Origin of the sequence: Halorhabdus amylolytica, from assembly GCF_004944975.1 — an archaeon.
Classification (GTDB): Archaea; Halobacteriota; Halobacteria; order Halobacteriales; family Haloarculaceae; genus Halorhabdus; species Halorhabdus amylolytica.
The window spans coordinates 122,218-145,126 of sequence record NZ_SPQG01000003.1; the positions used below are offsets into that span (position 1 = coordinate 122,218).

The window sequence follows — 22,909 nt, forward strand, 5'->3', positions numbered from 1 at the left end:
ACCAGCATCGCGGTCTTTCCCTCCCGTTCGAGGCGTTCCATCGTCTCGGCGGCGGGCGAGGGATCGATTCCCTCGTCTTGGAGTAACTTGCGGTTGCCAACCAGTACCTCGACTGCTCGCGGATCGCTTCGCTCCCTGCTCGCTCGTTCGGAGCCGCTCCGCGGCTCCCAGCCCTCGACAGTCGCCCGAATTCCATGACCGGGGACGTTCTCGAAGTCCTCGGGTTCGGGAACGTCAAGGCCTCGTTCCTCAGCACCGTCGACGATCGCACGGGCGAGAGGGTGTTCGCTGCCGCTTTCGGCCGCCGCCGCGAGCCTGAGGACGTCGTCTTCGTCCCACCGCTCGCGTTCAGTAACGACCCCACCATCGGCAGCGGCTCCCTCCTCATCGAGGGCAACCACGTCGGTCAGTTCCATCTCGCCCTCGGTGAGCGTCCCCGTCTTGTCGAAGACGACGGTGTCGACGTCCTTCGCGCGTTCCAGTACGTCGCCACCTTTGAACAGGACGCCGTTCTGTGCGCCGATCGTCGTCCCGACCATCGTCGCCGCTGGCGTCGCCAGTCCGAGCGCACAGGGGCAAGCGATCAACACCGCGGAAGCGAAGACGATGACCGCGAACTCGAAGACTGAGACGCCACCGCCGACGACTTCCGGCCCGCCGGCGACCTGGCCCCACAGCGGGAGCCACTCGACGAACCCGGCCAGAAGTTCAGGAAAGGCGAACCAGACGACACCCCAGAAGACGGCGTTCGCGATGACCGCCGGCACGAAGTACGCCGAGATCCGATCGGCGAGGTTCTGGATCTCGGGTTGGCGGGACTGGGCCTCCTTGACCGTCTGGACGATCTGCTGGAGCGCGGTGTCCGCGCCGATCTTCGTCGCCTTGACCGTCAACAACCCGTTCTCGTTGATCGTCGAGCCGACGACCTCGTCGCCTTCGCTCTTCTCGACGGGGACAGACTCGCCTGTCACCATCGATTCGTCGACGGCGGACTGGCCCTCGACGACCACGCCGTCGGTCGGGATCTGTTCACCCGGCCGGACTTTCATCAGGTCGCCAGTCTGAACGTCTTCCAGGGGGACCTCCCGTTCGGTCCCGTCCGGGCCGACGAGCGTCGCCGTCTCGGCTTCCATCTCCAGAAGTTTCCGGAGCGCCTCGCCGGCCTGGCCCTTCGAGCGGGCTTCGAGGTAGTTACCCAGCGTGATGAACACGAGGATCAGCGCCGCGGTGTCGAAGTAGACCTCCCCCGCAACCAGCCCAGCAAGCACCGCGATGGAGTAGAAATACGCCGTCGAGGACCCCAGTGCGATGAGCACGTCCATATTGGCCCGGCGGTTGTTCACCAGGGCATTGTAGGAGTTCTTGTAGAACGGCCAGCCGAGCAGTGCCTGGACGGGCGTCGCAAGCAGGAACTCGACCCAGCCCAACCTGATGCCGACGAGTGTCTCGACGGCAGTGACGATCCCGCCGTCGAGAAGGAGTTTGTCGGCCATGAACACGAGCATCGGAGCCGACAGCAACGCGCCAAACAGCGTCAGCCGGAGTTGCTTTCGGATCTCGGCCTCCCGTGCTGTGTCGCGCGCACTCGTCTCGGAGCCGTCGTTGTCGCCGTCCTCGCGGACGGGTGAGTAGCCTGCGTCCTCGATGGCGTTGTAGAGCTTCTCGTGTGAGGTCTCCGCAGGGTTGTACGTGACCTGGGCTTCGTCGGTCGCGTAGTTCACCTCGGCATCGATGACTCCCGGCGTGTCTTCGAGTGCTGTCGCGTTCGTCTCGGCGCAGTTCGCACACGACATATCACTAATCCCGATCGTGACGGTCTCGGAGACGGCGCCGTAGCCCGCGTCCTCGATCGCGTCGTAGATCTCGCCGAGCGATACTGTCTCTGTATCGTACTCGACTGACCCCTCGTCGGTGGCGTAGTTGGCGCTGACTTCGACCACGCCATCGAGGGATTCGAGGCTGTCCTGGATCGTCGCCGAGCAGTTGGCACAGGACATCCCCGTGAGGTCGAGCTGTGCCGTTCGCGTTCCCATGGCTACTCTAGTCTATGGGTTCCCTCTTTAGACGACTTTCCGCTTCGAAAGGGTGGCTGAAAACGGCTTGCAGTTTCGATTCCAAAGCCCGGACGGATCCGTCAGTGAACGGAGTCTCGAAGCGGAGCGTCAGTTCTCGGTGTCGACCGACCGACGTTTCTTGAGGGCGATAGCCATGATGGCGACGATAGCGACGATGGCGATGAGTTTTGTTCGTTTCATCCCAGTTTACTTTCGTCGGGGAACCGCATAAAACATGCTGTCGGTTCTGGATCGTTCGAGGACGGTATCGTCCGTCGGTATTGGTGACGAGCCACCCGTTGAAGCGGACGCCTGGCCCCGAACTCGACGGTCGACAACCCTTGTTTCGACACCTCAGCCCGATCCGCATACGCCCGATTTTCCGACACGCGAAGGTTTAACAAGCGGTTTTGGCTAGTAGCGGCCGTGTCCTCCCCCTTCGAGATCCTCGGGGTCGATCCCGGTGCGGATGAGGAGACGATCCACCGTGCCTACCGCCGTCGAGTCAAGGACGTTCACCCTGACCAGGGGGGATCGATCCCCGAGTTTCGCACGGTCCAGTCCGCCTACGAGGCACTCCTCGATGGTGGTCGCGAGATGGAATCCGGGTCGACCGACCGCACGGTGGACACGACATTGACAACCGACGTCGAGTTCGTCGATTATGAGGTACTCGCGGACAACGGCTGGGCCTTGAACGACCCCGACCTCTTCGAGAAGTCCCGGGCGGCGGGTCTGATGGGAACCGACTACGGTCGGCTCACCGTCGGCCGGGAGGACCCGCTTCTGGAGACAGTCGAACAGTGCGGGCACTCCTGGCCGTACTCCTGTCGGGGCGGCGCGTGTGCCAACTGTGCGGTCGCCGTTCTGGAAGGGGAACTGTCCCAGCCGGTCAATCACGTCCTCCCCGAGGATGCCATCGATCGCGGCATCAGGCTGTCCTGTGTCGGGCGTCCGCTCACTGATTCGCTCAAACTCGTCTACAACGTCAAACACCTGCCGTCGATCGCCGATCTTCGGCTCCCGCCCCGACCCGCCGACCGTCGATCGAACGATTAATTCGCCAGGCGGGAAATCGATCAAACAGTCGTTTGACCCATCGGTAAGTCCTTTGTAGTGGCCGTTTTAGCCAGGCGCGATGGGTACGCTATTGCCGCGCCGTGGGGAGCGGACCGAAACTGGCGACGAACCGCAGGTGCTCGGACTCGACGAGGAGGCGGCCGACGAGGCCTTCGCCGCGCTGTCCTCCGAGACGGCCCGGCGCGTCCTCGCGATGATCTACGAGGATCCGGCCACGCCCGCGGAGATCCGCGATGAGATCGGGACCTCACTGCAGAACGTCCACTATCATCTCGAAAAGCTGGAGTCCGCGGACCTGATCGAATCCGGTGGCACAGACTACTCAGCGAAGGGCAACGAAATGACCGTCTACGCCCCGACCAACGAGGCGCTGGTGCTCGTCGCCGGTGAGAAGGAAGACCAGTCGCTGCTGAAGCGGGCGGTCGGTCGCGTGCTGGCAGGCGTCGGCGTCCTCGCCGGCGGTGCGCTGGCGTTCGGGTTCGTCGTCCAGCGATTCGTCACCGACACGGGGACGAGGTCGGGGGGCGACATGGGTACGATGGGGATCGAGACTGCGGATACCGCCTCAGAGGCCGCCGAGCCGTCACCGTTGTTTGCCGATCCTGCTGTTGCCTTCTTTCTCGGCGGTGCGTTCGTCCTCGCTGTTGTCGGAGTCTGGTGGTTCGCCCGCAACCGGTAGGAACACCACCGTCGATAATTAGGGTCCTCAGGCCGGATAGCAAGTGGTTTGGGGGAGGCGGGTAAATCACCGCGCGTATGGACGTACAGTCCATCTCCGACCTCGGTGCGGCACAGCGACGCGCACTCTTCGAGCGAGACTCCGGCATCGGCGAGATCCGCGAGAATGTCGCCGACATCGTCGGGCGCGTCCATCGCGAGGGCGACGTTGCGCTCTCGGAGTTCTGCCGGCGCTTCGACGACGTCGAGATCGAGGAGTTCGACGTCACCGACCGGGCCGTCGAAGCCTACGAATCCATCGACGACGACGTCCGCGAGGCGATAGAGACTGCCGCCGAGAACATCCGTGTGTTCCACGAGCGGCAGGTCCCTGAGGACTGGTCCGTCGAGACTGACGACGGTCGGGAACTCGGCCGGAAGTACTACCCTCTGGAGTCGGCGGGCGTCTACGCCCCGGGCGGGACCGCCGCCTACCCTTCGAGTGTCCTCATGGGCGTCGTGCCCGCGAAGGTCGCTGGCGTCGAACACGTCGCTGTCGCGACGCCGCCCGCCGAGGAGATCAACCCCGTCACGATGGCGGCGATGCACGCCGCCGGTGCGGACGTTGTCTATCAGGTCGGCGGTGCCCAGGCCATCGCCGCACTGGCTTACGGGACGGAGTCGATCGATCCCGTCGACGTCATCGTCGGCCCCGGCAACCGGTGGGTCACCGCCGCGAAAGCCGAGGTCCGCGGCGATGTCCGTATCGACATGCTCGCCGGTCCTAGCGAGGTGCTGACGTTGACCGACGAGACGGCCGATCCGGAGATCGTCGCCGCCGAGGTCCTCGCCCAGGCCGAACACGATCCCAACGCCGGCGTGGTCGCGGTGACGCCCGATGGCGACCACGCTACGGCCGTCGCCGAGGAGATCGACCAGCAGGTACCCGAACGCGAGCGTGAAGACATCGTCCGCGAGGCCCTGGCCAACGACGCCAGTGGGGTCTTCCTCGCCGAATCGATGGACGAGGCGGTCGCGTTCAGCGAAGACTACGCCCCCGAGCATATCTTCGTCCACGCCGCGAACGAAGACGACTTGCTTGAACGGATCACCAATTACGGGTCGGCGTTCGTCGGCGAGTTCACGCCCGTCGCCGCCGGGGATTACGCCAGCGGGACCAACCACGTCCTGCCGACCGGTGGATCCGCTCGGATCGCCAGTGGCCTCTCTGTGGACGACTTCGTCCGACCGGCGACCTACCAGCAACTCTCCGAAGACGGACTGAAAACGCTCCGTGAGACGATCACGACGCTGGCTGAAGCCGAAGGGCTCGAAGCACACGCCCACAGCGTCGAAACTCGGTTCGGCGAGTGAGCACAGACTGATACTTCCGGGCACCGTTCTATCCGGGCAAAAGTTTCATGTTGAAAACGGGTGACGGGTCCGGCATGGACGACGCCATACGGTTCCGGATCGACGCGATCCTTTGGCTCTCGGCGTTCACCGCATTGTTGGTCCTCTCGATCGCGTTCCGGATCGCACCGCAGATGACCGTCGGAATCGTCATGCTGGCGCTGCTGGTGGCCTTCGCAGTCGGAACTTCCGATTCCGACCGCTGACCGCGGCCAGTTACCCGTCGTTCTCAGTCCCGTCGTTCGTCGACTCTTGCTCCCAGACCCGGAATCCTTCGCCGGTCGCCTCGCCGAGTTGCCCGGCGTCGACCTTCGCATCTAACACAGCAGGTGGCTCGAACCGCGGGCCGAGTTCGTCGGCCAGTTCTTCCATGGCAGCCAGGCGATCGGCCAGTCCAGCACGGTCGGCACTGGCCAGCGCCCCTTCGACGTGACCGAACCCGGCCTCCATCACGGCGTCGACTTCCGCCGGGGTCGCCACGTCGGCCTCGACCGCACGCATGGCCTCCGCCTCCAGGGCGAGCTGGAGGCGCCGCGAGAGCAGCCCGGGGACGTCGTGGACGGCCACGGGCGTCCAGCCCAGTTCACGGACGAACCCGGCCGCTGTCTCGACAGCCCGATCGTCCGTCTGGTCGGCGCGAACGATCTCGATCACGCCCGGGTCGCCGTCCGCCGCGACCGTCGACAGTCCGACAGCGCGCCCGGGCCGCTCGAGGCCGACCGCGATCGCCGTCATCTCCGCCCGGTCGATGCACGTCGCGAGGACGACGTCGGGACCCACTTCTTCCTCGACCGCGGCCAGTCGATCCCGGATAGTTTCGACGTCGTCTTCCCGGGTTTCGATCACGATTGCCGCGTCCTCGACGGCAGCTTCGAGATCGGTCGTTCCGTCGATACGATCGAGGCGGGCCGTGGGCTGGGGCTCGGCGGCCGCGCCCAGCGCCTCCTCGATCGCGTCGATGGCGTCCATGACGGCAGTTGCCTCGGATCCGAAAAGACTGATCGCGGGTGCACCGTCGGCGGCCTCGCCGGTTCCGTGTCCGGTCACGACCGACCCTGAAACGGCCGCTTTCGCGAACCGCCGGGCAGCCTCGCCGGTGCCGATGATAGCGACGTCCATGGGCGGACAGTCGATACGGTTCCCGATAAGAGTTTGTCTCAATCGTTCACGGCCAGCGGACGGGTCAACGCATCGGCGTCCGTGTCGACCGACTGTAACGTCCGGAGACCGTTCAGGGCGATCAGTCCGAAGCCGACCTTCGCTACCACGTCGATGTACGTGATGACGAGCGAACTCGTCTCGGCGTCCATCAGCCCGTATCCGGTCGGGGCGAGTAGCCAGATGACCGGATAGACCAGCCAGAGTACGATCACGAAATTCCGGAGTTTCCGGTAGAGGCCGGCCTGGACGACTGACAGTTCGTCGGCACTGTCGGCGGCCTGATAGATCAGCAAGTAGACGACGCCGACGAACGCCAGGCTGCCAGCCAGGAAGAACAGTTCCTTCAGCGGCGTAGCGAACACTGCCCCCAGGAATCCGAGGGCGATCGTCGCGGCCTGCAGGCCGACCGCCGCACCAGTCAGCCGCCGGCCGGCGCCGGCGATCACGGCGATGAACAGGACGTGAAGCGGCGTCGTCAACAGCCAGTCGACGTAGCGGGGGACGAACACTGTCGCCCCGCCGCCAGCGCCGATCTCGCCGATTCCCAGCGCCATCAGCCCGTAGGCAACCGTCGCAATGAGCGTGACGATCACCACGTCCGCGTAGGTACGGTACCACTCGCGGGGCAAGACAACGAACCCGTAGGCGAGTCCGACGCTTCCCAGTGCCATCCCGAGCGTGCCCAGCGTGAACCAGAGTGTGATGTCGATTGCGACCATAGATTAGTCCTCCAGTGCGGTTGCTGCCCTCGCGTCGGCATCGCCGGATCGATCGACCTCGAAGCGTGCGAGCAACGACTCCAGCTCGTCGGCCCGCTGGCGCAACTCTCCGGCCGACTCGGAAACCTCCGCGATTGAATCAGTCTGTTCGTCGGCTGCCGACGCCACCGTATCGGCCTCCCGGGTCGTCTGCTGGCTGATCGCTGCGAGGTCGTCGACCATCGCCATGACCTCCTGGGCGGTGTGGGCCTGATCCTCGGTCGCGTCGTCGATCTCCTGGATTCCCCGGTCGGCTTCCTCGGCGTGCTCGACGATCGTCTCCAGGGACTCGACGGCCTCGGTAACGGTCGCGACTCCCTCGCTCATCCGTTCGCTCGTCGACTCCATCGTCTCGACGGTTTCGCCGGCCTGCTCCTGGATGGCCTCGATGCGGGCCTCGATGTCGCCGGCGGCGTCCTTGGTTTCCTCGGCCAGTTCCTTGATCTCGTCGGCGACCACGGCAAACCCTTCGCCGCCGCCCGAGTGGGCGGCCTCGATCGAGGCGTTGATCGCCAGCATGTTCGTCTGGTCGACGATCTGTGTGATCAGGTCGACGATCTCGCCGATTTCGTCCAGGTCGTCGTCGAGTTCGTTGATCGCCCGTCTGGTCCGTTCTGTCTCCCCCTCGATGGCGTTCATCTCCGCGATAGCCTCCTCGGCGGCTTGCTGGCCGGTCTCGCCGACCTCGGCGGCCTCCCGAGAAGTTGTGGCGACCTGCTGGGCCGAACTGGCGACCTGCTGGGCCGACGCCGAGAGGTTCTCCATCTCGCCCGCGATGTCCTGGAGGCGCTCGCTTTGCTCGCTGGCGCCGTCGAAGATCTCCTCGATCGACTGACCGACCTGTCGGCTGGCTTCGCTTACCCGATCGGCGTTGCGCCGGACCGTGTCGCTCGAACGGGCGACCTCGTCGGCGAAGGCTTCGACGTCCGCGACGGTCGCCTCCAGGGCCGCGAGCGCCTCGTTCAGTTCCTCCCCGACCGTCTGCATTGCCGCGTTGTCACTGTCGGGATCGACCCGCCGGGTGAGGTCGCCGTCGGCAACCTCGTCGAGGACGGCCCCGTACTCGGCGGCTTTCGTCTCCAGGTGCGAGGACAGCGCTTGCATCTCTTCTCGTTCCCGTTCGGCCTCTTCCCGAGCCGATTCAGCGTCCTTTCTGGCGGATTCGGCCTCCTCGCGGGCTGTCTCGGCTTCGGTGATCTGCTCGCGCAACGAGTCGCGCATGTCGGCCAGGGCCGCGTACAGCGATCCGATCTCGTCGTCGCGTTCACTCGTGAGATCGACCTCGAGGTCCCCCCGGCCCATCGCCGCCGCTCGGTCGGCTAGCTGTCGGAGCGATAGCGCCGTGTTCGAACCCACAGTGACCCCGATCAGTCCGAGATTGATGATCGCCAGCAACACCAGGCCGAGCAGGTCCGAGTTGATCTGACTCGTGAGTGCGTACGCCCGGTCGGCGGGCATGTGGGTCATGACCGTCCACTGAAGCGTCGATAGCCTGGCCATCCCCATGACTGTCTCGCCCTCGCGACCGAAGGCGACATCGCCGGCCGAGAGGTTCCCGACAGCGTGTCCCGACGTGGTCAGGATCTTGTTCGCATCGGGATGTGCCACGTACTCGCCCGCCTCGTTCACGACGACAGTCGAGGTGTCGTTCCCGCCGCCCAGTGCCTCCGCGCGCGCCTCCAGATCGGCCATGTAGACGAGTGCACGGTCATCAGCCCCCTCGATTGGCGAGATAACGGCGATGATCGGGTGGTCGACGATCGGAACCGAGAACGGCTCGGAGACGTGGACGTCATCCGGATTGTCGAACGTCGGCGGGTCGGTGGCGAAGGCAGCACCCTGTTGGGCCGGATCGACGCCGACCATCCTGTCGCTCGAACTGGTCAGAAATTCCATCCCGTCCGTGTCCAGGTAGTGGACAGCGACCACGTCCTCGGGGACGTTCCCGTTCTCGATCATCCGATCGAGAGCCGGTTTGATCCGATCGACGTCGTCGGAGGCGAACACGGACAGTTTCGACGTCGTCCGGACGTCGCCCGTCACTGCCGACACCCACGTGTCGAGGTGGTCGGCCTGGGCGCCAGCCTGACTCGTGAGGTCGCGTTCTACGTCGTCCCGGAGTTCACCCGAAGCCTGTGCGCTGATCACCGCGCCGAAAGCGAGCATCACGACGATCGCGAACGCGAGGGCCACTCCCAGTCGCGCCGTGTACCGCTCGCGGACGACGGCGGGGAGCAACCCGGAGTTGTCCCGTGGCATTGGGATGATTCTCGTCGCAGTTCACCGTAAAGCCCCGCTCCCAATTTTCACGGGTGATAACCCCGGGGAAGAGCGCGTGTCACACAACCGGGTCATCCTCTGGAAGGTCCTCCACGTGACGTTGTGGGCGTCTCTCCACGTGACGTGCCGACGCGACCCAAACAGTCATTGTGACGCGTCGTGACGTTCCGGACGAGTGATGCCGGACGCCGGCGATCCTCGGAACAGCGACCCGTTCGCCCTGGTCAGGGAGGTGCTTGCGGATCCATCGGACGCGACCAGTTCCGTCCCGGCACTGCTTGGTCTGCTTGACGCCGAGGAGTCGACGGTCCGGCTTGCCGGGGCATTCGGACTCTGTCTGGTGGCCGTCGCCGATCCCGATTCGATCCCGACTGTCGTCACCCGTCTGACGGATCGGCTGGAGGGTGACGGTCGCGCCGAAGCCACGATGGCCTACGACTATCTCGCTTCGCAGTTCCCCCGTCGCGTCGACGAGATTCTCCAGGAACGCGAGACGGGGACAGGATCGTCGATGTCGCCCGGTCGACCGGGCGGACGGACGGACGAACGCGACGGCGTCGGCCGTGTCCGCCCGCCGGGTGTCGGATCCTACGATCCGCGGACGGTCGAACCGAATCGGAGCGTCATCGATCCGGCGGATCCACAGCGTCACCCGGACGGGGACGTCCCCGACCCCCGATCCGAGGGCTCCGAGACGGCGACCGACGATCGATCCGAGTCGACGCCGGGAGGGTTCCGGTCCGGGCCGACGGAGCGACAACAGTGGAACCGGCTGTACGAACGGCTCTCGGCGATCGTCGAACACAGCCGATTCGATGATTTGATGGTCCTCTCCGGACGGACGCGGGATCGGTACGCCGACGTGTCCCGCGTCCTCGCCGTCGAGGAGAACACAGAACGCGCGCTTGCACTCCGTCTGTTTCACCGACCCTCCGAAGACCGGGATGCCTTCGTCGCGGATCTTTCGGATGCCCTGACGGAGTGGCAGGCGGTCGGCGACCACTCGAACGTCGTGACGGTGTTCGACGTCGGCGATCGTCCACAACCTTGGGCGGCGACCGAGCCGATCGTCGAGACGCTGGCCGACCGGGCCGGACGCCTGCATCCATCTACCGCCGTCTCGCTCGCTATTGACCTCGCTGATGGCCTGGCCTACGCCCACCAACACGGCGTGATCCACGGCGGCCTCGATCCCGGGAACGTCGCCCTGCCTGCGGCCGACGGAAAGCCGGAGACCGGCGCGCTGGATAACTTTTCCCTGCTCGGAGTCTATCGGTGGTACGTGACGCCAGCGACCTGCCTTGATCCGCGCTACGCAGCCCCGGAGTACTACGACCGGCGCTTCGGCCGCGTCGACCACGCGACGGACGTCTATCACCTCGGGGCGGTCCTCTATCGGCTCTTGACGGGGCGACCCCCGTTCGAGGGCCCGTTCGACGAGATCCGCGAGGGCGTCATGCACGACGAACCCCCAAAACCGTCAGCGGTGGCCGAGTTACCTGACGGGTTGGATCGGATCGTCACGAAGGCGATGGGCAAACACACCCTGGGGCGATACGAAACAATCAATGACCTTCGGGGTGATCTGGATCGCGTGCACGAGGAGTTGACTGCGGATGGCGATTGACGGCGGCCTGGACACGGCGGCTGACGTCGCGATCGGGGTCACCGAGATCGGCGGCAACCCGAACCTGACGTTCGTCTACTTCATCGCGTTCGTCCTGATCGGTGCGCTCGGCGTCCGCTTTTGCGTTTATGCGTTCTGGAATCGACAGGCGAGTGACCTCCCTTCCCAGGCGTCGATCTGGACCGTGCTTGCACTGGTCGGCGGCGCCGCGGCGATCTACGGGATCGTCGGCGTGCTCGAGATCGTCGTCGATGGGATCCCCTCCGTCCGGACGGGCGTCTTCCTCGGGTTCGTCCTCCTGCTTGCACTGACGATGCGCTCGATCGCCCGCGAGGGATCACTCGACGACGATGACGGGGGATGGAGGTCCAGTCGGGCCGTCCTTAGCGTCTTCGCCCTCGCCGTCGCGGGGGTCTTCGTCGGGGAAGTGCTCGGCCTCGAGCGCCGACCGATCGTGGTACTGGCCGGTGTCGGTGCGATCGTCTTTGCCACTTACGGCTACTGGCACGGCCGGTCACAGCTTTCCCGGTCGATGGTCCAGGGGACGATGCTCGACACGCTGTTGCGTCACCTGCTTCCCGTCCTCGCCTTCGGCGCCGCCGTCCCTGCGGTCGAGCTGGGCGTCCTCGGCGGGATCGACCGCACGATCGTCCTGCACGTCCAGGTCGTCTTCGTGATCATGACGGCGACAGCACTGATGACTGCCAACATCAAACTCCGGCAAAACCTCGCGCGGCTGTGAGTGCCGCGCCCTCACGGACAGGCCGCCGGATCGTCGGCGATGATCCCATCGACGCCCATCTTTGCCATGCTCTCGGCCCGGCCAGTGTCGTTGACGGTCCAGGGATAGACAGCGAGGTCTGACCGGTGAGCCCGCTCAAGCAACGCGAAATCGACGAGTCGCCAGTGGGGGGCCAGCCCGGCACAGGAAAGTCCCGCCGCCCGCTCGATGCCCGCCTCCGCCGAATCGTCGACGATCAACACCGTCGGCAGGTCGGTCTTCTCGCCGGCCGTCGCGATCACGTCCACATCGAAAGACGACAGCCAGACCTCGTTGTCGACGTTCTCGACGAGATCACGCACGTCTCCTATCAGTCCGTCCTCCTTCAGTTCCAGGTCGAGACCGACGTCTGCCGGGACCGCCTCCAGCACCGATGAGAGCGTCGGGACGCCCTCACCTGAGCCGGCGACGTCGAGGTCGGCCAGTTCCGAAACCGATAGTTCGTCGACGCGGCCGGTCGCGTCGGTCAGGCGATCGACGGTCTCGTCGTGGTGGACGACGAGTTCGCCCGAGCCACACCGGCGGATGTCGACTTCGATCATATCCGCCTGCTGAGCAGCCTGACGGACGGCCACGAGCGTGTTCTCGGGATACAGCCCGGCGAAACCGCGGTGGGCGATACAGCGCATATTCCCGGCGAGGCGGGCCGGGCGGTTAGACCTTTGGCCCACGTCGGTCGGATCGTCCATGGACGCGATCGGATAGCTGACTGGACGAACACGGCATTGGCCGCGGGGCAAACTTACAAACCGACGGCGCGTGATCGATCGAGCATGGCCACGGCGAATACCGCCGAGAAGGGGGTCGGGTTATCGATCCTCTTCGTCGTCGTCGCACTGTTGGGTGCACTCGTGATGTTCGTGAGTGCCGAGGAGCAACTGATCGCCGCGACCGGCTTCGCGGTCGCCATCGTCGCCGGGTCGCTCTCGATCGCTGCCTGGCACGTCTTCGCGTGAACCAACGGTTTTTATCGCTCGGCGCCCAATGAACGGGTATGGCGGAGTTCAGTGAGGAGGAACGGGCTATCCTCGAGTACCTTCACGAGCGCGTGAGGGGCGAAGAGGGGTACTTCCGTGCGAAGGGAATCGCCGAGAGCATCGGGCTCTCGGCCAAGCAGGTCGGCGTCCGACTTCCCCGTCTCGCCGAGAAGGCCGACGAGGTCGACATCGAAAAGTGGGGGCGGGCGCGCTCGACGACCTGGCGGGTCACCCGGAGCTAGCGGCGCCTTTTTTGCCGACGCGGTGCTGTTTCACGGTATGGCTATCCGTCTGGAGCGGGTGATCGATCTCCCGGCCCCCCCGGAGGATGTCTGGACGTTCATCTCAGATCCCGAACAGCGGGCGAGACATATCAGCGTCGTCGAGGATTTCTCGGTGAGCGGAGACGGTAGTGCCACGTGGCATCTCTCGCTCCCGATCCCCTTTCTCGACCGAACGATCGCCGTCGAGACCGAGGACGTCGAGGTCCGACCGCCCGAACACGTCAAGTTCGTCGGGCGTTCCCGGGCGATGCGTGTGGTGGGCGAACAAGATCTCGAGGAGAACGAGACCGGTACCCGACTGACCAACCACTTCACCGTCGAGGGCCGCGTCCCCGGGATCGAGCGCTTCTTCAAGAAGAATCTCGAGGACGAGTTCGACAATCTCGAAGCCGGTTTGCGCGAGTACCTCGACGGCGAAGGTTGATGTTCGCACACGGCCCCCTGAGATCGAAGGCCGTCTCCCCAGTGGTCGGTTCGTCGGCGTGACACCTGGCATTTATCATGGCGACGGCCGTAGGAACGTCTGCCGGCACGACGCTTTTCTCGTCGGAGCCGGCCAACGACGCCCGTCCCTCGGCCGCGTCCCGGGGCGGACCGTCCGGGCGGTCCGCCCGGCCTCGCTCCGATCGTCCGCTCCGGTCCTGTCTCCGTTTCGACCCGGTGCCTTGTCTGGCCAACAGCAAAAAACCAATCGCTCAGCCGAGCGACGGCTCGGTCCTCTCGAGTGCCGCCTCGAAGTGTTCGCGAGTGATCGTCACGTCCTCAGCATACTCGTTGGCTGTCCCGGGATCGTGTTCGGTGGCGACCTCACGGATGGCCCGAAGGGAGGCTTCCCGGACTAGCGCATCGAGGTCCGCGCCGGAGAACCCCTCTGTCTCGGCAGCGATGGCGTCGAGATCCACCCCTTCGAGAGGCTTGCCCTCGCTGTGGATCGCGAGGATTGCCTGCCTGGCCGACCGGTCCGGTGGGGGGACCGCAACGTGGGATTCCAGCCGCCCCGGGCGGAGGAGCGCGGGGTCGATCGCGTCACGGCGGTTCGTCGCTGCCAGGACGACCAGGTTCGGGTCCGCTGCGGCGCCGTCGAGTTCGGTCAGCAACTGTGAAACGACCCGTTCGGTCACCTCGTGGCCGTCATCCCGGTGGGCGGCGATGGCGTCGATCTCGTCGAGGAAGACGATCGTCGGAGCCGTCTGGCGGGCCCGCTCGAACAACTCGCGGATGGCCTTTTCGCTCTCGCCGACGTAGCGATCCAGCAGTTCCGGTCCGGCCACCCGGATGAAGTTGACACCACTCTCACCAGCGACGGCCCGGGAGAGCAGCGTCTTGCCGGTCCCCGGCGGGCCATGGAGCAACATGCCGGTCGGCGGGTCCGTCTCTGTCGCCTCGAACAACGGCCCGTACTCGAGTGGCCACTCGATGGCCTCCCGGAGGACATCCTTGGCGTCTTCGAGCCCGCCGACATCCTCGAACGTCACCGCAGGGGACTCCGCGACGTAGGCCCGCATCGCCGAGGGTTCGACGCCTGAAAGCGCCCGCTTGAAGTCCTCCCGGGTGACTGTCGGTCGGTCGCGTTCGCGTCTGAGGGCGATCATCGCGGCCTCCGTGGAGACGGTGGCGACGTCTGCCCCGACGAAGCCGTGCATTTTCCCGGCCAGCCGGTCGAGGTCGACATCCTCGGCCAGGGGCATCCCGCGGGTGTGGACCTCGAGGATCTCCCGACGCCCCTCCCGGTCGGGAACGCCGATTTCGATCTCACGGTCGAAGCGACCGCCCCGACGCAGCGCGGGATCGACGGCGTCGACGCGGTTGGTCGCGCCGATGACGGCGACTTGCCCACGCGCCTCCAAACCGTCCATCAGCGTCAGTAACTGCGCGACGACGCGGGTCTCCATGTCGGCGTCGTCGTCGCGTGCGCCGGCGATCGAGTCGATCTCGTCGATGAAGAGGATCGACGGCGCCGACTCCGCGGCGCGTTCGAACGCCGCCCGAAGTTGTTGCTCGCTCTCGCCTTTGTACTTCGAGACGATCTCCGGCCCCGAGATGGCCTCGAAGTGGGCGTCGACCTCGTTGGCGACCGCCTTCGCGATCAACGTCTTGCCGGTCCCCGGCGGGCCGTACAACAGGACGCCCTTCGGCGGGGTGATCCCGAGCCTGTCGAAGACGTCCGGATCCGAGAGGGGGAGTTCGATCATCTCCCGAACACGGTCGAGTTCCCCGTCGAGACCGCCGATGTCCTCGTAGGTAACCTCGCCCGGCCCGGTCGTTCCGTCTCCTTTCCCGTTCTGGCCTTCCCGCTCGGCCGCGTGGTCTTCCTCGAGGGCCAACCCGAACCGGATCTGGGTATCGTCGTTCACCCGGACAGTCCCCGACGGCTTGGTCTCGCCAACCGTGAACGTGGCTATCTCTGGCACTGTAACCCGGTCGCCTTCGCGGAGAGGGGTTCCGCGAAGGTGACTTTCGACCGTCGACTCAGCGTTCCCCTCCACCTCGTCGTCGATCGGACGCAAGAGAATCCGGTCGGCATCGGCCAGATCCGTGGGTTCGAGCGTTACCGTCGTACCGACCGTCACGTCCGCGTTCGAGCGCGTATCGGCGTCGATGCGGACGTACTCGCCGGTCCCGTCCTCGGGCCAGACCTTCGCGACCGTCTCGCGTTCTCCCTCGATGACGACCGTGTCGCCGCTGAGGATGCCCAGGCGGTCCCGGACGCTCTCGGGTACTCTGGCGATCCCGCGGCCCGCGTCGCGCTTGTGGGCTCCCTCGACTCTGACCTCGACGGCCCGCTCGGCTGCGACCATGTCCGCGCTTTGGACCTACCTCGCCTTGAGAATTCCTCCCGATCGCCGTTCGGATCGCGTGGATCAGGTCGAGTTCCGAACAGCCGCCTGGCAAACGTTCCGGATGAACGTATCCGGGGCAGCTTAAACCTCGAAGTATATCGAGGCAACGTCTATCCGACCGGCCGTATTATCTCGACTATGGACGCCAACGAGAGTCATCAGGCGCGAACTCCCGCCGGAAAAAAGGCAGCAGTCTCCGTCCAAGATCACCTCCGGCATGCGCTGGACGCGACAGACGACGAAAACGTCGAATATCACATCCATACGGCCCTTCAGATGCTCGTCAGTGACGACACCTTACGGCGATAATCGATCGGCCGGGCCTGCCAGGAACGCTCGGCACGGTGGATGAAACGGCACACCGATACTTGCCTCCTTGGCCGCCTCGAAGACGGATCGGGTCGGAAACTCGGCCGGGTGGATGAGACGGCACACCGATACGGCTCAGGAGTTCATACGTTCACTCACGGAGGCCGACGTGAACGTGCATGTCGGGGGGCCCCTGGGAGCCATCCTTTATCGCTTCCCACGCTCTGGGTCCAGTCGGCACTCGCCTCGACGGCGTTGTGTACCGTCAATCGGGCAACTTCCGGTCGAGTGTTGTTCTCGCTCCCGTCGGGGAAAATTCGAACGTCGCCGGGTCGCCACTCTCGCCGAAGCGTGCCGCGAGCGTGACGATGTCTCCCGGGTCGGCTGCAACGAATTCGCGACGGACGTAGGTCTCACCACCGGATACGTCCGTTTCGAGCGTCGCGTCGTATCCGTCTTCGACGACCGTGATCGAAACGGCGAGCGAACGCTTGGCCACGTTCTCGATCACGACGGTTCCACCCGGGTACGCCGGATCGGTACTCTCGGTTGCAAGGATCCCGAGACACCCCGATACTGACGTACATCCAACCGTGCTGGCTACCGTCGCGAGAAACTGTCGTCTATCAGGTATCGATCCGTGCTCCTCCTTTGTACGTACGATGTAGCATCGTCTGTCGACCTCTCACTGGTCGCTGCGTTCCGGGTATTCCAGCTGGAACTCGCCGTCTACGGTGTAATCAGGTCCGAGGATCCCGTTCCCCGTCAGTTCGATCGTCGCGTGGATGATGAGCGTCGTGGCCGTCGCCGATCCGGGTTCGACGTTTAGATCGAGCGTACTGATCGTTTCGTCGGCGAGATCGTCCAGATCGGTGATCGAGACGATCGTTCCACGTTTCCCCTCGGGCGTGTACAGCGATATTTCAGGCGGCGGGGAGCTATCGCCTTCGACCGGCGAGACCACGGCGACCTCGGCAGGGGACTGTCCCGTCCCTGGCATCCAGAGTCTGAGTTCGATCGCGTCTACCGTCGTTCCCTCGCGGTGCCAGATCTCGGTCGAAAGATCGATCACGCCGGCATCGACTCGTCCGTCTACCCCGAGGTGCCCGATCTCGTCGCCGCCCTGTCTGAACACGAGTGCTCGTCTGCCGGCTGAATCTCTCTTCACTTCCGACTCGGGGAGTGTTCGTTCACCCAAACCAGCCACACATCCCGGCGTAGCGATCGCCCCAGTACCACAGAGTCCTGCGAGGAAACGACGACGCTCCATCTGTGTTATGGACCATCCCGAGAAGAAAAAAGTCCGATGGTGGATCAAATCAGTGTTTGTTCGCCCGTCGCGTATCACCGACAGTCGGAGCGAACGGCGGGAATCCCCAAGGTGATACGAGTGGGATCGACGCGAACCTTCGATCTGACGCGGAACCGAAGTTCGATTTCGTTCGGGCCCGTCACCGAAACTCTCCATCCTCCGAATTCCTATCAGTCATTCTAATTATAGTAGTAGGAAGTAATGCCAAATACCCGCTCGGGGCTCCGTGGTCGCTCCACCAACGACAAGTCGATCCACCCGACAGCACCGACGAGACGGTCGATTTTAGGATTGAGAGCTCCCTTATCGAACGACCTGTGATCTAACGTACCTCGACCGAGTCAGTCTTGCAAACGTTGAAGGGTGGGGTCTGAGAATACAACGCGGAACAATGGGGTTCGACACGCGCGAATGGTTGACCGAGCACCGACAGACGAGTACGTTACTCGGGATCTGTCCGATGAACGCGGAGATCGTTCGTGCGGCGTTCGCCGTCGCGGCAGAACGGGGATTCCCGCCCATGTTTATCGCCACTCCCAGGCAAGTCGACGCTGATCGAGGGTATACGGGCTGGTCTCAGAGCGAACTCGTCGAGTTTCTCGACACGACTGCCACAGAAGAAGGCTACACCGGACCGTACGTCGTCGCCCGCGATCACGGTGGTCCGTATCAGAGCTCCCGGGACCGGGGAGACGACAGCGTCCCTCTCGAAGATGCGATGACCTATGCCCGTGAACTGTTCACCGCCGATCTGGAAGCTGGCTTGGACGTGCTACACGTCGACGCGACCGAGGATCCCCGGATCGACGGCATCCTCGCACTCGAAGAAGTTGCCGAACGGACTGCCGATCTCGTTGGCTTCATCGAAGAGACGAGAAAAGAACGAGGGATCGACCCTGTCTACTACGAGGTCGGCACTGAGGAGATCGAAGGTGGCATGACCGAACCGGAGAATTTCGAGCGGTTTATCGAGTTGCTTTCCGAGAAACTCGACGATGTCCCCGGTCCTGTCGAGCAGCGGGTCGTCTTCATCGTCGGGCAAGTCGGAACGACCATGCGAATCGACATGACCAACACGTTCGATCCCGAGCAGGCCCGCGAACTGGTCGACATCGCCCACCGGGAGGAGTACGAACTCAAAGTCCACTACACGGACTGGCTAGAGGACAACACGCTGGCGACCTTCCCCGAGATCGGAATCGGAGCCGCCAATGTCGGTCCGGAATTCGCCGCGGCGATCGTCGAATCGCTGGCCGAACTCGAAGCACGGGAACGCAAACTCGTCGACGATTCACAGGAACGGTCGAACGTTATGGCGACGCTGGAGGACGAAGCGGTCGAAGACGCACCCTGGGAAAAATTCGTCCCCGAAACGGTCTCCGAGGACGACTTTGACGCCTTCGCTCAGGCCAATCAGCGGAACATCGCCGTCTGCGTCGGCCGATATGCGCTGAACAACGAACCCGTCCGTGAGGCCAGGGAGACGCTCTATGAGAATATTCGAGCGAATACTGATATCCAGCCAGATGCTTTCCTCGTCGAATCTGTCGCGTCCGCGATCGAGCGATACGTCGACGCGTTCGATCTGACGGGGAGTCTCGCTCGATGACTGACGTCCTCACCGTCGGTGAATTGCTCGTCGAGATCATGCGGCCTGAAGCAGACATACCGTTCGCGGAGACCGGCGAGTTCGTCGGTCCGTTCGCCAGCGGCGCGCCGGGCATCTTCAGCGACGCCGTCGCCCGACTCGAGGCCGACAGCGGGATTGTCGCCGCGGTCGGTGATGATGGGTTCGGAGATTGCATTCTGGGTCGACTCGAACGTGACGGCGTCGATACGTCCCAGGTCATCGTCAGCGACAACCGTTCGACCGGCGTCGCCTTTGTCGGGTACTTCACGGGTGGTTCCCGGCAGTTCATCTACCACATGGACAACGCAGCCGCCGGCGAGATCTCAAAACGCGACGTCCAGGCCGACTATTTGCAGAACGCCCGTGCACTCCACGTCAACGGGTCGTCTGTCGCGATGGGAGAACGTATGCGCGAGGCCTGCTACGAAGCCGTCACGATCGCTCGCCGGAACGACCTCTTGCTCTCACTCGATCCGAACCTCCGGACCGAATTGCTGAGTGTCGAAGAGAGTCGAGAGATCCTCGACCCAATCGTCGACGTGGCAGACGTCGTGACTCCGACGGAAGACGAACTCGCGACGCTCACCGGCGCGTCCGATCCGACTGTGGGCGCATCGCAATTATTGGATCGCGGCATCGATCTCGTTGCGCTCAAACGTGGTGCGGACGGCTGTCGCCTCTATACCAACGAGCGGAGACTCGATTTCGACGCCTTCGACGCCAGGGAAATCGATCCTACCGGGGCCGGGGACGCGTTCTCGGCGGCGATCATCGTCGGACTGCTCGAAGGGATGCCCGACGCGAGACTCGGCGCGTTCGCCAACGCAACCGGCGCGAAAGCCGTCTCCGAACAGGGCCCCATGGAAGGACTTCCAACTCGTGATGAGGTGATCGCGATGGTCGATGCTACTGACAATTGATGAGAACGAGGAAACGAACCGAGTTCATCGCGTTATTCTGATCGCAGAACCGGACGCCCGACCGCCACCTCTACCGGGTCAATAGGGTTCGACTGGCACGCCTAACGCTTCGAAGCCTTCGACGTTGTCCGTCAGGACCGCGTCGTCGAGGATGTCGGCCATCGGGGCGATATACGCGTCGTTCGGTCCGACGCCGGCGTCCCCGCCCACCTGATCGTCTGCCGTCGCGAGCAACTCGCCAACTGTCCGCGCGATCCTTTCATCGAAGCCCAAAACCCGCGTCTGTGTCAATATCAACACGGAAGAGTGAGAGGTGACGGATTTCGTCGTGACTTACGAATACAAGCTTCATGCATCGTGGGAAACGGTGGCCCGTTTCGATCATGACCCCCAGTCCCCGTATGGTCACGATATCGAGGAAGAGGGGCTTCACATGGACCTGTACAAACAGGGACAGAAATATAGGATAGTACGGTCTAAGTTCCCTTACGTCCCGGTCAACCACGCCCCGCGATACTGTATCGAATACAGCAAACAGAACGCTCTTGGGTAGAGGATTGTTGGTCGGCTCGCAGCAGTAGCTGAAAGTCGTAGCGGGCAAGGGTGGCGCGAACGCACCACCCGACGAAGCACTCAAAACTATCCTCGAAACCGCACTATGACGCCACCAACAATCGCTTACCCATGAGCGTCTCCGAAAAGAAGCGTCCCGAGGGAACCGGTCTGTCTCTACTATTTTTTACAACGCAAACGGTATTAAACCCTTTGGGTTTACTCAACGACAACGGTTAAGGGATAGCCTCGTTTAGCTTGACACATGAGTGAAAACCAGCCCAGGGGCGAAGGCGGGGAATTTAGCGAAAAAGTCACCGAGCAGGACATCCTGAAGGTGTTTGATAGTACAGACGACCCGTTCATGACCGCTGGAGAAGTGGCCGAGGAACTGCCAATTTCACGGCAAGGCGTCCATTACCGGCTTGAACGTATGCGTGAAGAGAATCTTGTCGGCAAGAAGAAGACCGGCGCAAAGTCCGCTGGCTGGTGGGCGAAGGTCGCCCCCCGACTCGATCCCGCCGTCGCGGCCGACCTCGAGGCCGACGAGGGGTCGGCGATTTCGCACGATGACCTCGCTGCCGAGCTGGGCGCGGAGTGACCACACGTGGCAGCGGTCGAGTATTCCGAGCGCGCCGCGGAGTGGCTTCGCGACGCCGAGCCCGATGTCCAAGAGCAAGTACTAACGAAACTCGACCAGGCCGGGGACTTCCCGGACCACTTCTTGAAGCGCCTCTCAGGCTCGAAGTACTACCGTGTCCGCGCCGGCGACTACCGTGCGATCGTGGACTGGCAGCGGCCTGACGATGCGAAAGACACGCTGTTCGTCCGCCGGATCGGCAAGCGTGACAACATCTACGACTGAGTCACAGGGAGGTGCTCTTTAAGTCAGGAACCGCAAGAATGACTTGAACCCTTTTTTATAAGAGCCAGGGGTGGGATTTGAACCCACGAATTCTCGATTACAAGTCGAGTGCTTGCACCGCCCAAGCTCCCCTGGCACAGACGGTAGTTAGTCGTCACCCTTTGAGTGCGTATCGCTTTCGATCGGTTTCTCGACTGTGAGGCGATGGGGTTCGTACCCGGTTTCGGCGTAGAACGCCCGCGCGCTGTCGTTGCCTGCGAGCACATCCAACGCGATCGTTTCGACGCCGGAATCTTCGAGAGCATTCTCGGCACGTTCGAGTAACTTCGTCCCGATCCCTTCCCGGCGGCGATCGGGAACAACGTAGAGATTCTCGATCAGGCCGCGGGAGACGGTTCGTTCGAGGGAGTCGGACTCGACAGTGAACATGACGAACCCGACCAGCCGGCCCTCTTCGCGTGCCACGCGGACCCGACTGCTGACGACGTGTCGGCCGATGGCAGAGCGGATCGACGCCCGATTGCCGTCGGCTACGAGGTGTGAGCCGTGTCGGCGCTGGTCGGCGGCGAGTTCGACCCACATGTCCGCGAGGTCGTCGACGACACCCGTCGACGGCGTTTCGATGCGCACGGCGGATCTACGGGAGCAACGACGTAAGGGTATCGTGTTCGAGGCGATCAAATGTCACGACAGTCGTTGCAGAGCAACTGTCCGTTGAATGAGACGAGGTCGCTGGTCAGGGCACCACAGCGCTCACAGATCCCCTGGTTGGCGTAGCTATCGCCGGCACTGGCAGTTCCCTCGGTCCGGTTCGGTTCGAGGTGTCCGGCGGCCCCTTGTTCGGGTTCGCGGCCCAGAGCCATCGCACGGACGAGGTCCGAGGCCGTCACGACTCCGACAGTGTCCCCGCCCTCGTCGATGACTACCAGCAGGGACTCCTCGACGCCGACGAGTCGGTCGGCCGCGACCTCGATCGGTTCTTCCGCGTCGACCCGCTCGACGGACTCAGCCATCACGTCACTCACCGTCTCGGCTGCCCCGTCCTCGAGGACGTGATCGAGGACTGCGTCGACTTCGAGGGTTCCCACAGGTTCGTTCCCGCGCAGGACGACCGCGCCGTCAACCCCCTCCTCACGGAGGAGCTGGCCGGCCTCCAGAGGGTCGTCGGACTCGCTGACGCCCACGTAATCCCTGGTCATCACCTCCCTGATAGTGTTGCTCATACTCATGTCCCATCGTACGTCGCGTCCACTCTAAAAGATACCTCCGCCACGCTTAAGGTTCAATATGCCCAATTATGTAAGTTACAACGGAACCGGCGGGAACGGAAGCCGAACGGCCGTCCGCCTCTCGTGTGGACTGCTTTATGTCAGTTTCGTGTTGACCCCACGATAGTTTGCGGTCCTCTC

The 22,909-nt window shown here is 63.8% G+C and carries 26 protein-coding genes and 1 tRNA gene; 15 read left to right on the top strand and 12 right to left on the bottom strand.

Annotated features, from left to right (window positions below; translation table 11 throughout):
* On the bottom strand, nucleotides 1-2,033 hold a 2,033-nt coding region (locus E3374_RS05310; RefSeq protein ID WP_136688303.1), incomplete at its 3' end, for a heavy metal translocating P-type ATPase.
* Nucleotides 2,034-2,480: 447 nt separating this feature from the next.
* Here E3374_RS05310 and fer point away from each other — a divergent pair.
* The 4 genes from fer (at nucleotide 2,481) to E3374_RS17070 (ending at nucleotide 5,410) form a co-directional block, all read left to right on the top strand.
* Entirely contained in the window at nucleotides 2,481-3,113 is a 633-nt protein-coding gene (gene fer, locus E3374_RS05315; protein WP_136687990.1) for a ferredoxin Fer, read from the top strand.
* Nucleotides 3,114-3,192: 79 nt separating this feature from the next.
* On the top strand, nucleotides 3,193-3,813 hold the full coding sequence (locus E3374_RS05320; RefSeq protein WP_136687991.1) for an ArsR/SmtB family transcription factor: 621 nt from the start codon (nucleotides 3,193-3,195) through the stop codon (nucleotides 3,811-3,813).
* A 77-nt stretch (nucleotides 3,814-3,890) separates the two neighbouring features.
* A complete protein-coding gene (gene hisD, locus E3374_RS05325; protein ID WP_136687992.1) occupies nucleotides 3,891-5,165 on the top strand; it encodes a histidinol dehydrogenase in 1,275 nt (424 codons plus the stop codon).
* A 74-nt stretch (nucleotides 5,166-5,239) separates the two neighbouring features.
* The gene (locus tag E3374_RS17070) at nucleotides 5,240-5,410 is read left to right on the top strand and encodes a hypothetical protein (RefSeq protein ID WP_169051780.1); all 171 of its coding nucleotides are present in this window, start codon (nucleotides 5,240-5,242) and stop codon (nucleotides 5,408-5,410) included.
* Between the two features lie 10 nt (nucleotides 5,411-5,420).
* Here the strand turns inward: E3374_RS17070 and E3374_RS05330 are convergent, their stop codons facing one another.
* Genes E3374_RS05330 through E3374_RS05340 form a run of 3 tightly spaced genes read right to left on the bottom strand, consistent with a single transcriptional unit; the run spans nucleotide 5,421 to nucleotide 9,382 of the window.
* Nucleotides 5,421-6,323: a 3-hydroxyacyl-CoA dehydrogenase family protein gene (locus E3374_RS05330; protein WP_136687993.1), complete on the bottom strand. Its 903-nt coding sequence runs from the start codon at nucleotides 6,321-6,323 to the stop codon at nucleotides 5,421-5,423.
* 38 nt (nucleotides 6,324-6,361) lie between these two features.
* A complete protein-coding gene (locus E3374_RS05335; RefSeq protein WP_136687994.1) occupies nucleotides 6,362-7,084 on the bottom strand; it encodes a bacteriorhodopsin in 723 nt (240 codons plus the stop codon).
* Between the two features lie 3 nt (nucleotides 7,085-7,087).
* Nucleotides 7,088-9,382 (bottom strand): methyl-accepting chemotaxis protein, encoded by a 2,295-nt coding sequence (locus tag E3374_RS05340; protein WP_136687995.1) that lies wholly within the window; start codon nucleotides 9,380-9,382, stop codon nucleotides 7,088-7,090.
* 199 nt (nucleotides 9,383-9,581) lie between these two features.
* Here E3374_RS05340 and E3374_RS05345 point away from each other — a divergent pair, with 199 nt between their 5' ends.
* The gene (locus tag E3374_RS05345) at nucleotides 9,582-11,030 is read left to right on the top strand and encodes a protein kinase domain-containing protein (RefSeq protein WP_136687996.1); all 1,449 of its coding nucleotides are present in this window, start codon (nucleotides 9,582-9,584) and stop codon (nucleotides 11,028-11,030) included.
* Complete coding sequence (locus E3374_RS05350) at nucleotides 11,020-11,772, top strand: hypothetical protein (protein WP_136687997.1); 753 nt, start codon at nucleotides 11,020-11,022, stop codon at nucleotides 11,770-11,772. The genes E3374_RS05345 and E3374_RS05350 overlap by 11 nt, the downstream gene beginning before the upstream one ends.
* Before the next feature lie 11 nt (nucleotides 11,773-11,783).
* On the opposite strand, the gene E3374_RS05355 is transcribed toward E3374_RS05350, so the two are convergent.
* On the bottom strand, nucleotides 11,784-12,440 hold the full coding sequence (locus E3374_RS05355) for a glycerophosphodiester phosphodiesterase (protein WP_136687998.1): 657 nt from the start codon (nucleotides 12,438-12,440) through the stop codon (nucleotides 11,784-11,786).
* Nucleotides 12,441-12,584: 144 nt separating this feature from the next.
* On the opposite strand from E3374_RS05355, the gene E3374_RS05360 reads away from it, so the two are divergent.
* The 3 genes from E3374_RS05360 to E3374_RS05370 are packed head-to-tail and all read left to right on the top strand — an operon-like array spanning nucleotide 12,585 to nucleotide 13,496.
* Nucleotides 12,585-12,767 carry a DUF7525 family protein gene (locus E3374_RS05360; protein ID WP_136687999.1) on the top strand — a complete coding sequence of 61 codons (183 nt, stop codon included), beginning with the start codon at nucleotides 12,585-12,587 and terminating at the stop codon, nucleotides 12,765-12,767.
* 38 nt (nucleotides 12,768-12,805) lie between these two features.
* Nucleotides 12,806-13,030, top strand: coding sequence for a DUF7123 family protein (locus E3374_RS05365; RefSeq protein WP_136688000.1), 225 nt, complete (start codon nucleotides 12,806-12,808; stop codon nucleotides 13,028-13,030).
* Nucleotides 13,031-13,067: 37 nt separating this feature from the next.
* Entirely contained in the window at nucleotides 13,068-13,496 is a 429-nt protein-coding gene (locus tag E3374_RS05370) for a CoxG family protein (protein WP_136688001.1), read from the top strand.
* 271 nt (nucleotides 13,497-13,767) lie between these two features.
* Here E3374_RS05370 and E3374_RS05375 read toward each other — a convergent pair whose 3' ends face one another.
* Nucleotides 13,768-15,870, bottom strand: coding sequence for an AAA family ATPase (locus E3374_RS05375; protein ID WP_136688002.1), 2,103 nt, complete (start codon nucleotides 15,868-15,870; stop codon nucleotides 13,768-13,770).
* 180 nt (nucleotides 15,871-16,050) lie between these two features.
* On the opposite strand from E3374_RS05375, the gene E3374_RS17075 reads away from it, so the two are divergent.
* Complete coding sequence (locus E3374_RS17075) at nucleotides 16,051-16,221, top strand: hypothetical protein (RefSeq protein WP_169051781.1); 171 nt, start codon at nucleotides 16,051-16,053, stop codon at nucleotides 16,219-16,221.
* Between the two features lie 265 nt (nucleotides 16,222-16,486).
* On the opposite strand, the gene E3374_RS05380 is transcribed toward E3374_RS17075, so the two are convergent.
* Together E3374_RS05380 and E3374_RS17555 are read right to left on the bottom strand one after the other, a co-directional pair.
* On the bottom strand, nucleotides 16,487-16,732 hold the full coding sequence (locus E3374_RS05380) for a hypothetical protein (RefSeq protein WP_136688003.1): 246 nt from the start codon (nucleotides 16,730-16,732) through the stop codon (nucleotides 16,487-16,489).
* Nucleotides 16,733-16,906: 174 nt separating this feature from the next.
* Nucleotides 16,907-17,491, bottom strand: a complete 585-nt coding sequence (locus E3374_RS17555) for a hypothetical protein (protein ID WP_248299393.1) — start codon at nucleotides 17,489-17,491, stop codon at nucleotides 16,907-16,909.
* Nucleotides 17,492-17,924: 433 nt separating this feature from the next.
* Between E3374_RS17555 and E3374_RS05390 the strand changes: the two genes are divergently transcribed.
* Nucleotides 17,925-19,142 (top strand): class II D-tagatose-bisphosphate aldolase non-catalytic subunit, encoded by a 1,218-nt coding sequence (locus E3374_RS05390; RefSeq protein WP_136688004.1) that lies wholly within the window; start codon nucleotides 17,925-17,927, stop codon nucleotides 19,140-19,142.
* A complete protein-coding gene (locus tag E3374_RS05395) occupies nucleotides 19,139-20,083 on the top strand; it encodes a sugar kinase (RefSeq protein ID WP_136688005.1) in 945 nt (314 codons plus the stop codon). Before E3374_RS05390 ends, E3374_RS05395 begins: the two co-directional genes overlap by 4 nt.
* A 78-nt stretch (nucleotides 20,084-20,161) precedes the next feature.
* Here the strand turns inward: E3374_RS05395 and E3374_RS05400 are convergent, their stop codons facing one another.
* The gene (locus E3374_RS05400) at nucleotides 20,162-20,380 is read right to left on the bottom strand and encodes a type II toxin-antitoxin system VapC family toxin (RefSeq protein ID WP_248299394.1); all 219 of its coding nucleotides are present in this window, start codon (nucleotides 20,378-20,380) and stop codon (nucleotides 20,162-20,164) included.
* Nucleotides 20,381-20,450: 70 nt separating this feature from the next.
* Here E3374_RS05400 and E3374_RS18125 point away from each other — a divergent pair, with 70 nt between their 5' ends.
* The 3 genes from E3374_RS18125 (at nucleotide 20,451) to E3374_RS05410 (ending at nucleotide 21,500) form a co-directional block, all read left to right on the top strand.
* Nucleotides 20,451-20,636: a DUF7718 family protein gene (locus tag E3374_RS18125; protein WP_449405156.1), complete on the top strand. Its 186-nt coding sequence runs from the start codon at nucleotides 20,451-20,453 to the stop codon at nucleotides 20,634-20,636.
* A 264-nt stretch (nucleotides 20,637-20,900) separates the two neighbouring features.
* Nucleotides 20,901-21,236, top strand: coding sequence for a winged helix-turn-helix domain-containing protein (locus tag E3374_RS05405; RefSeq protein ID WP_136688006.1), 336 nt, complete (start codon nucleotides 20,901-20,903; stop codon nucleotides 21,234-21,236).
* 6 nt (nucleotides 21,237-21,242) lie between these two features.
* Nucleotides 21,243-21,500 (top strand): type II toxin-antitoxin system RelE family toxin, encoded by a 258-nt coding sequence (locus tag E3374_RS05410; RefSeq protein ID WP_136688007.1) that lies wholly within the window; start codon nucleotides 21,243-21,245, stop codon nucleotides 21,498-21,500.
* A 62-nt stretch (nucleotides 21,501-21,562) separates the two neighbouring features.
* On the opposite strand, the gene E3374_RS05415 is transcribed toward E3374_RS05410, so the two are convergent.
* From E3374_RS05415 to E3374_RS05425, 3 genes are all read right to left on the bottom strand, one after another.
* A tRNA-Thr gene (locus E3374_RS05415) sits at nucleotides 21,563-21,636 on the bottom strand.
* 11 nt (nucleotides 21,637-21,647) lie between these two features.
* Nucleotides 21,648-22,130 (bottom strand): GNAT family N-acetyltransferase, encoded by a 483-nt coding sequence (locus tag E3374_RS05420; RefSeq protein WP_248299395.1) that lies wholly within the window; start codon nucleotides 22,128-22,130, stop codon nucleotides 21,648-21,650.
* A 47-nt stretch (nucleotides 22,131-22,177) separates the two neighbouring features.
* The gene (locus E3374_RS05425) at nucleotides 22,178-22,729 is read right to left on the bottom strand and encodes a CBS domain-containing protein (protein WP_136688008.1); all 552 of its coding nucleotides are present in this window, start codon (nucleotides 22,727-22,729) and stop codon (nucleotides 22,178-22,180) included.
* Nucleotides 22,730-22,909: the final 180 nt, after the last annotated feature.

Excerpts from the sequence above, each read along its gene's own strand:
- E3374_RS05320 (WP_136687991.1), top strand. The coding sequence starts at position 3,193 with ATGGGTACGCTATTGCCGCGCCGTGGGGAGCGGACCGAAACTGGCGAC.
- hisD (WP_136687992.1), top strand. The coding sequence starts at position 3,891 with ATGGACGTACAGTCCATCTCCGACCTCGGTGCGGCACAGCGACGCGCA.
- E3374_RS17070 (WP_169051780.1), top strand. The coding sequence starts at position 5,240 with ATGGACGACGCCATACGGTTCCGGATCGACGCGATCCTTTGGCTCTCG.
- E3374_RS05330 (WP_136687993.1), bottom strand. The coding sequence starts at position 6,323 with ATGGACGTCGCTATCATCGGCACCGGCGAGGCTGCCCGGCGGTTCGCG.
- E3374_RS05335 (WP_136687994.1), bottom strand. The coding sequence starts at position 7,084 with ATGGTCGCAATCGACATCACACTCTGGTTCACGCTGGGCACGCTCGGG.
- E3374_RS05340 (WP_136687995.1), bottom strand. The coding sequence starts at position 9,382 with ATGCCACGGGACAACTCCGGGTTGCTCCCCGCCGTCGTCCGCGAGCGG.
- E3374_RS05345 (WP_136687996.1), top strand. The coding sequence starts at position 9,582 with ATGCCGGACGCCGGCGATCCTCGGAACAGCGACCCGTTCGCCCTGGTC.
- E3374_RS05350 (WP_136687997.1), top strand. The coding sequence starts at position 11,020 with ATGGCGATTGACGGCGGCCTGGACACGGCGGCTGACGTCGCGATCGGG.
- E3374_RS05355 (WP_136687998.1), bottom strand. The coding sequence starts at position 12,440 with ATGCGCTGTATCGCCCACCGCGGTTTCGCCGGGCTGTATCCCGAGAAC.
- E3374_RS05360 (WP_136687999.1), top strand. The coding sequence starts at position 12,585 with ATGGCCACGGCGAATACCGCCGAGAAGGGGGTCGGGTTATCGATCCTC.
- E3374_RS05365 (WP_136688000.1), top strand. The coding sequence starts at position 12,806 with ATGGCGGAGTTCAGTGAGGAGGAACGGGCTATCCTCGAGTACCTTCAC.
- E3374_RS05370 (WP_136688001.1), top strand. The coding sequence starts at position 13,068 with ATGGCTATCCGTCTGGAGCGGGTGATCGATCTCCCGGCCCCCCCGGAG.
- E3374_RS05375 (WP_136688002.1), bottom strand. The coding sequence starts at position 15,870 with ATGGTCGCAGCCGAGCGGGCCGTCGAGGTCAGAGTCGAGGGAGCCCAC.
- E3374_RS17075 (WP_169051781.1), top strand. The coding sequence starts at position 16,051 with ATGGACGCCAACGAGAGTCATCAGGCGCGAACTCCCGCCGGAAAAAAG.
- E3374_RS17555 (WP_248299393.1), bottom strand. The coding sequence starts at position 17,491 with ATGGAGCGTCGTCGTTTCCTCGCAGGACTCTGTGGTACTGGGGCGATC.
- E3374_RS05390 (WP_136688004.1), top strand. The coding sequence starts at position 17,925 with ATGGGGTTCGACACGCGCGAATGGTTGACCGAGCACCGACAGACGAGT.
- E3374_RS05395 (WP_136688005.1), top strand. The coding sequence starts at position 19,139 with ATGACTGACGTCCTCACCGTCGGTGAATTGCTCGTCGAGATCATGCGG.
- E3374_RS05405 (WP_136688006.1), top strand. The coding sequence starts at position 20,901 with ATGAGTGAAAACCAGCCCAGGGGCGAAGGCGGGGAATTTAGCGAAAAA.
- E3374_RS05425 (WP_136688008.1), bottom strand. The coding sequence starts at position 22,729 with ATGAGTATGAGCAACACTATCAGGGAGGTGATGACCAGGGATTACGTG.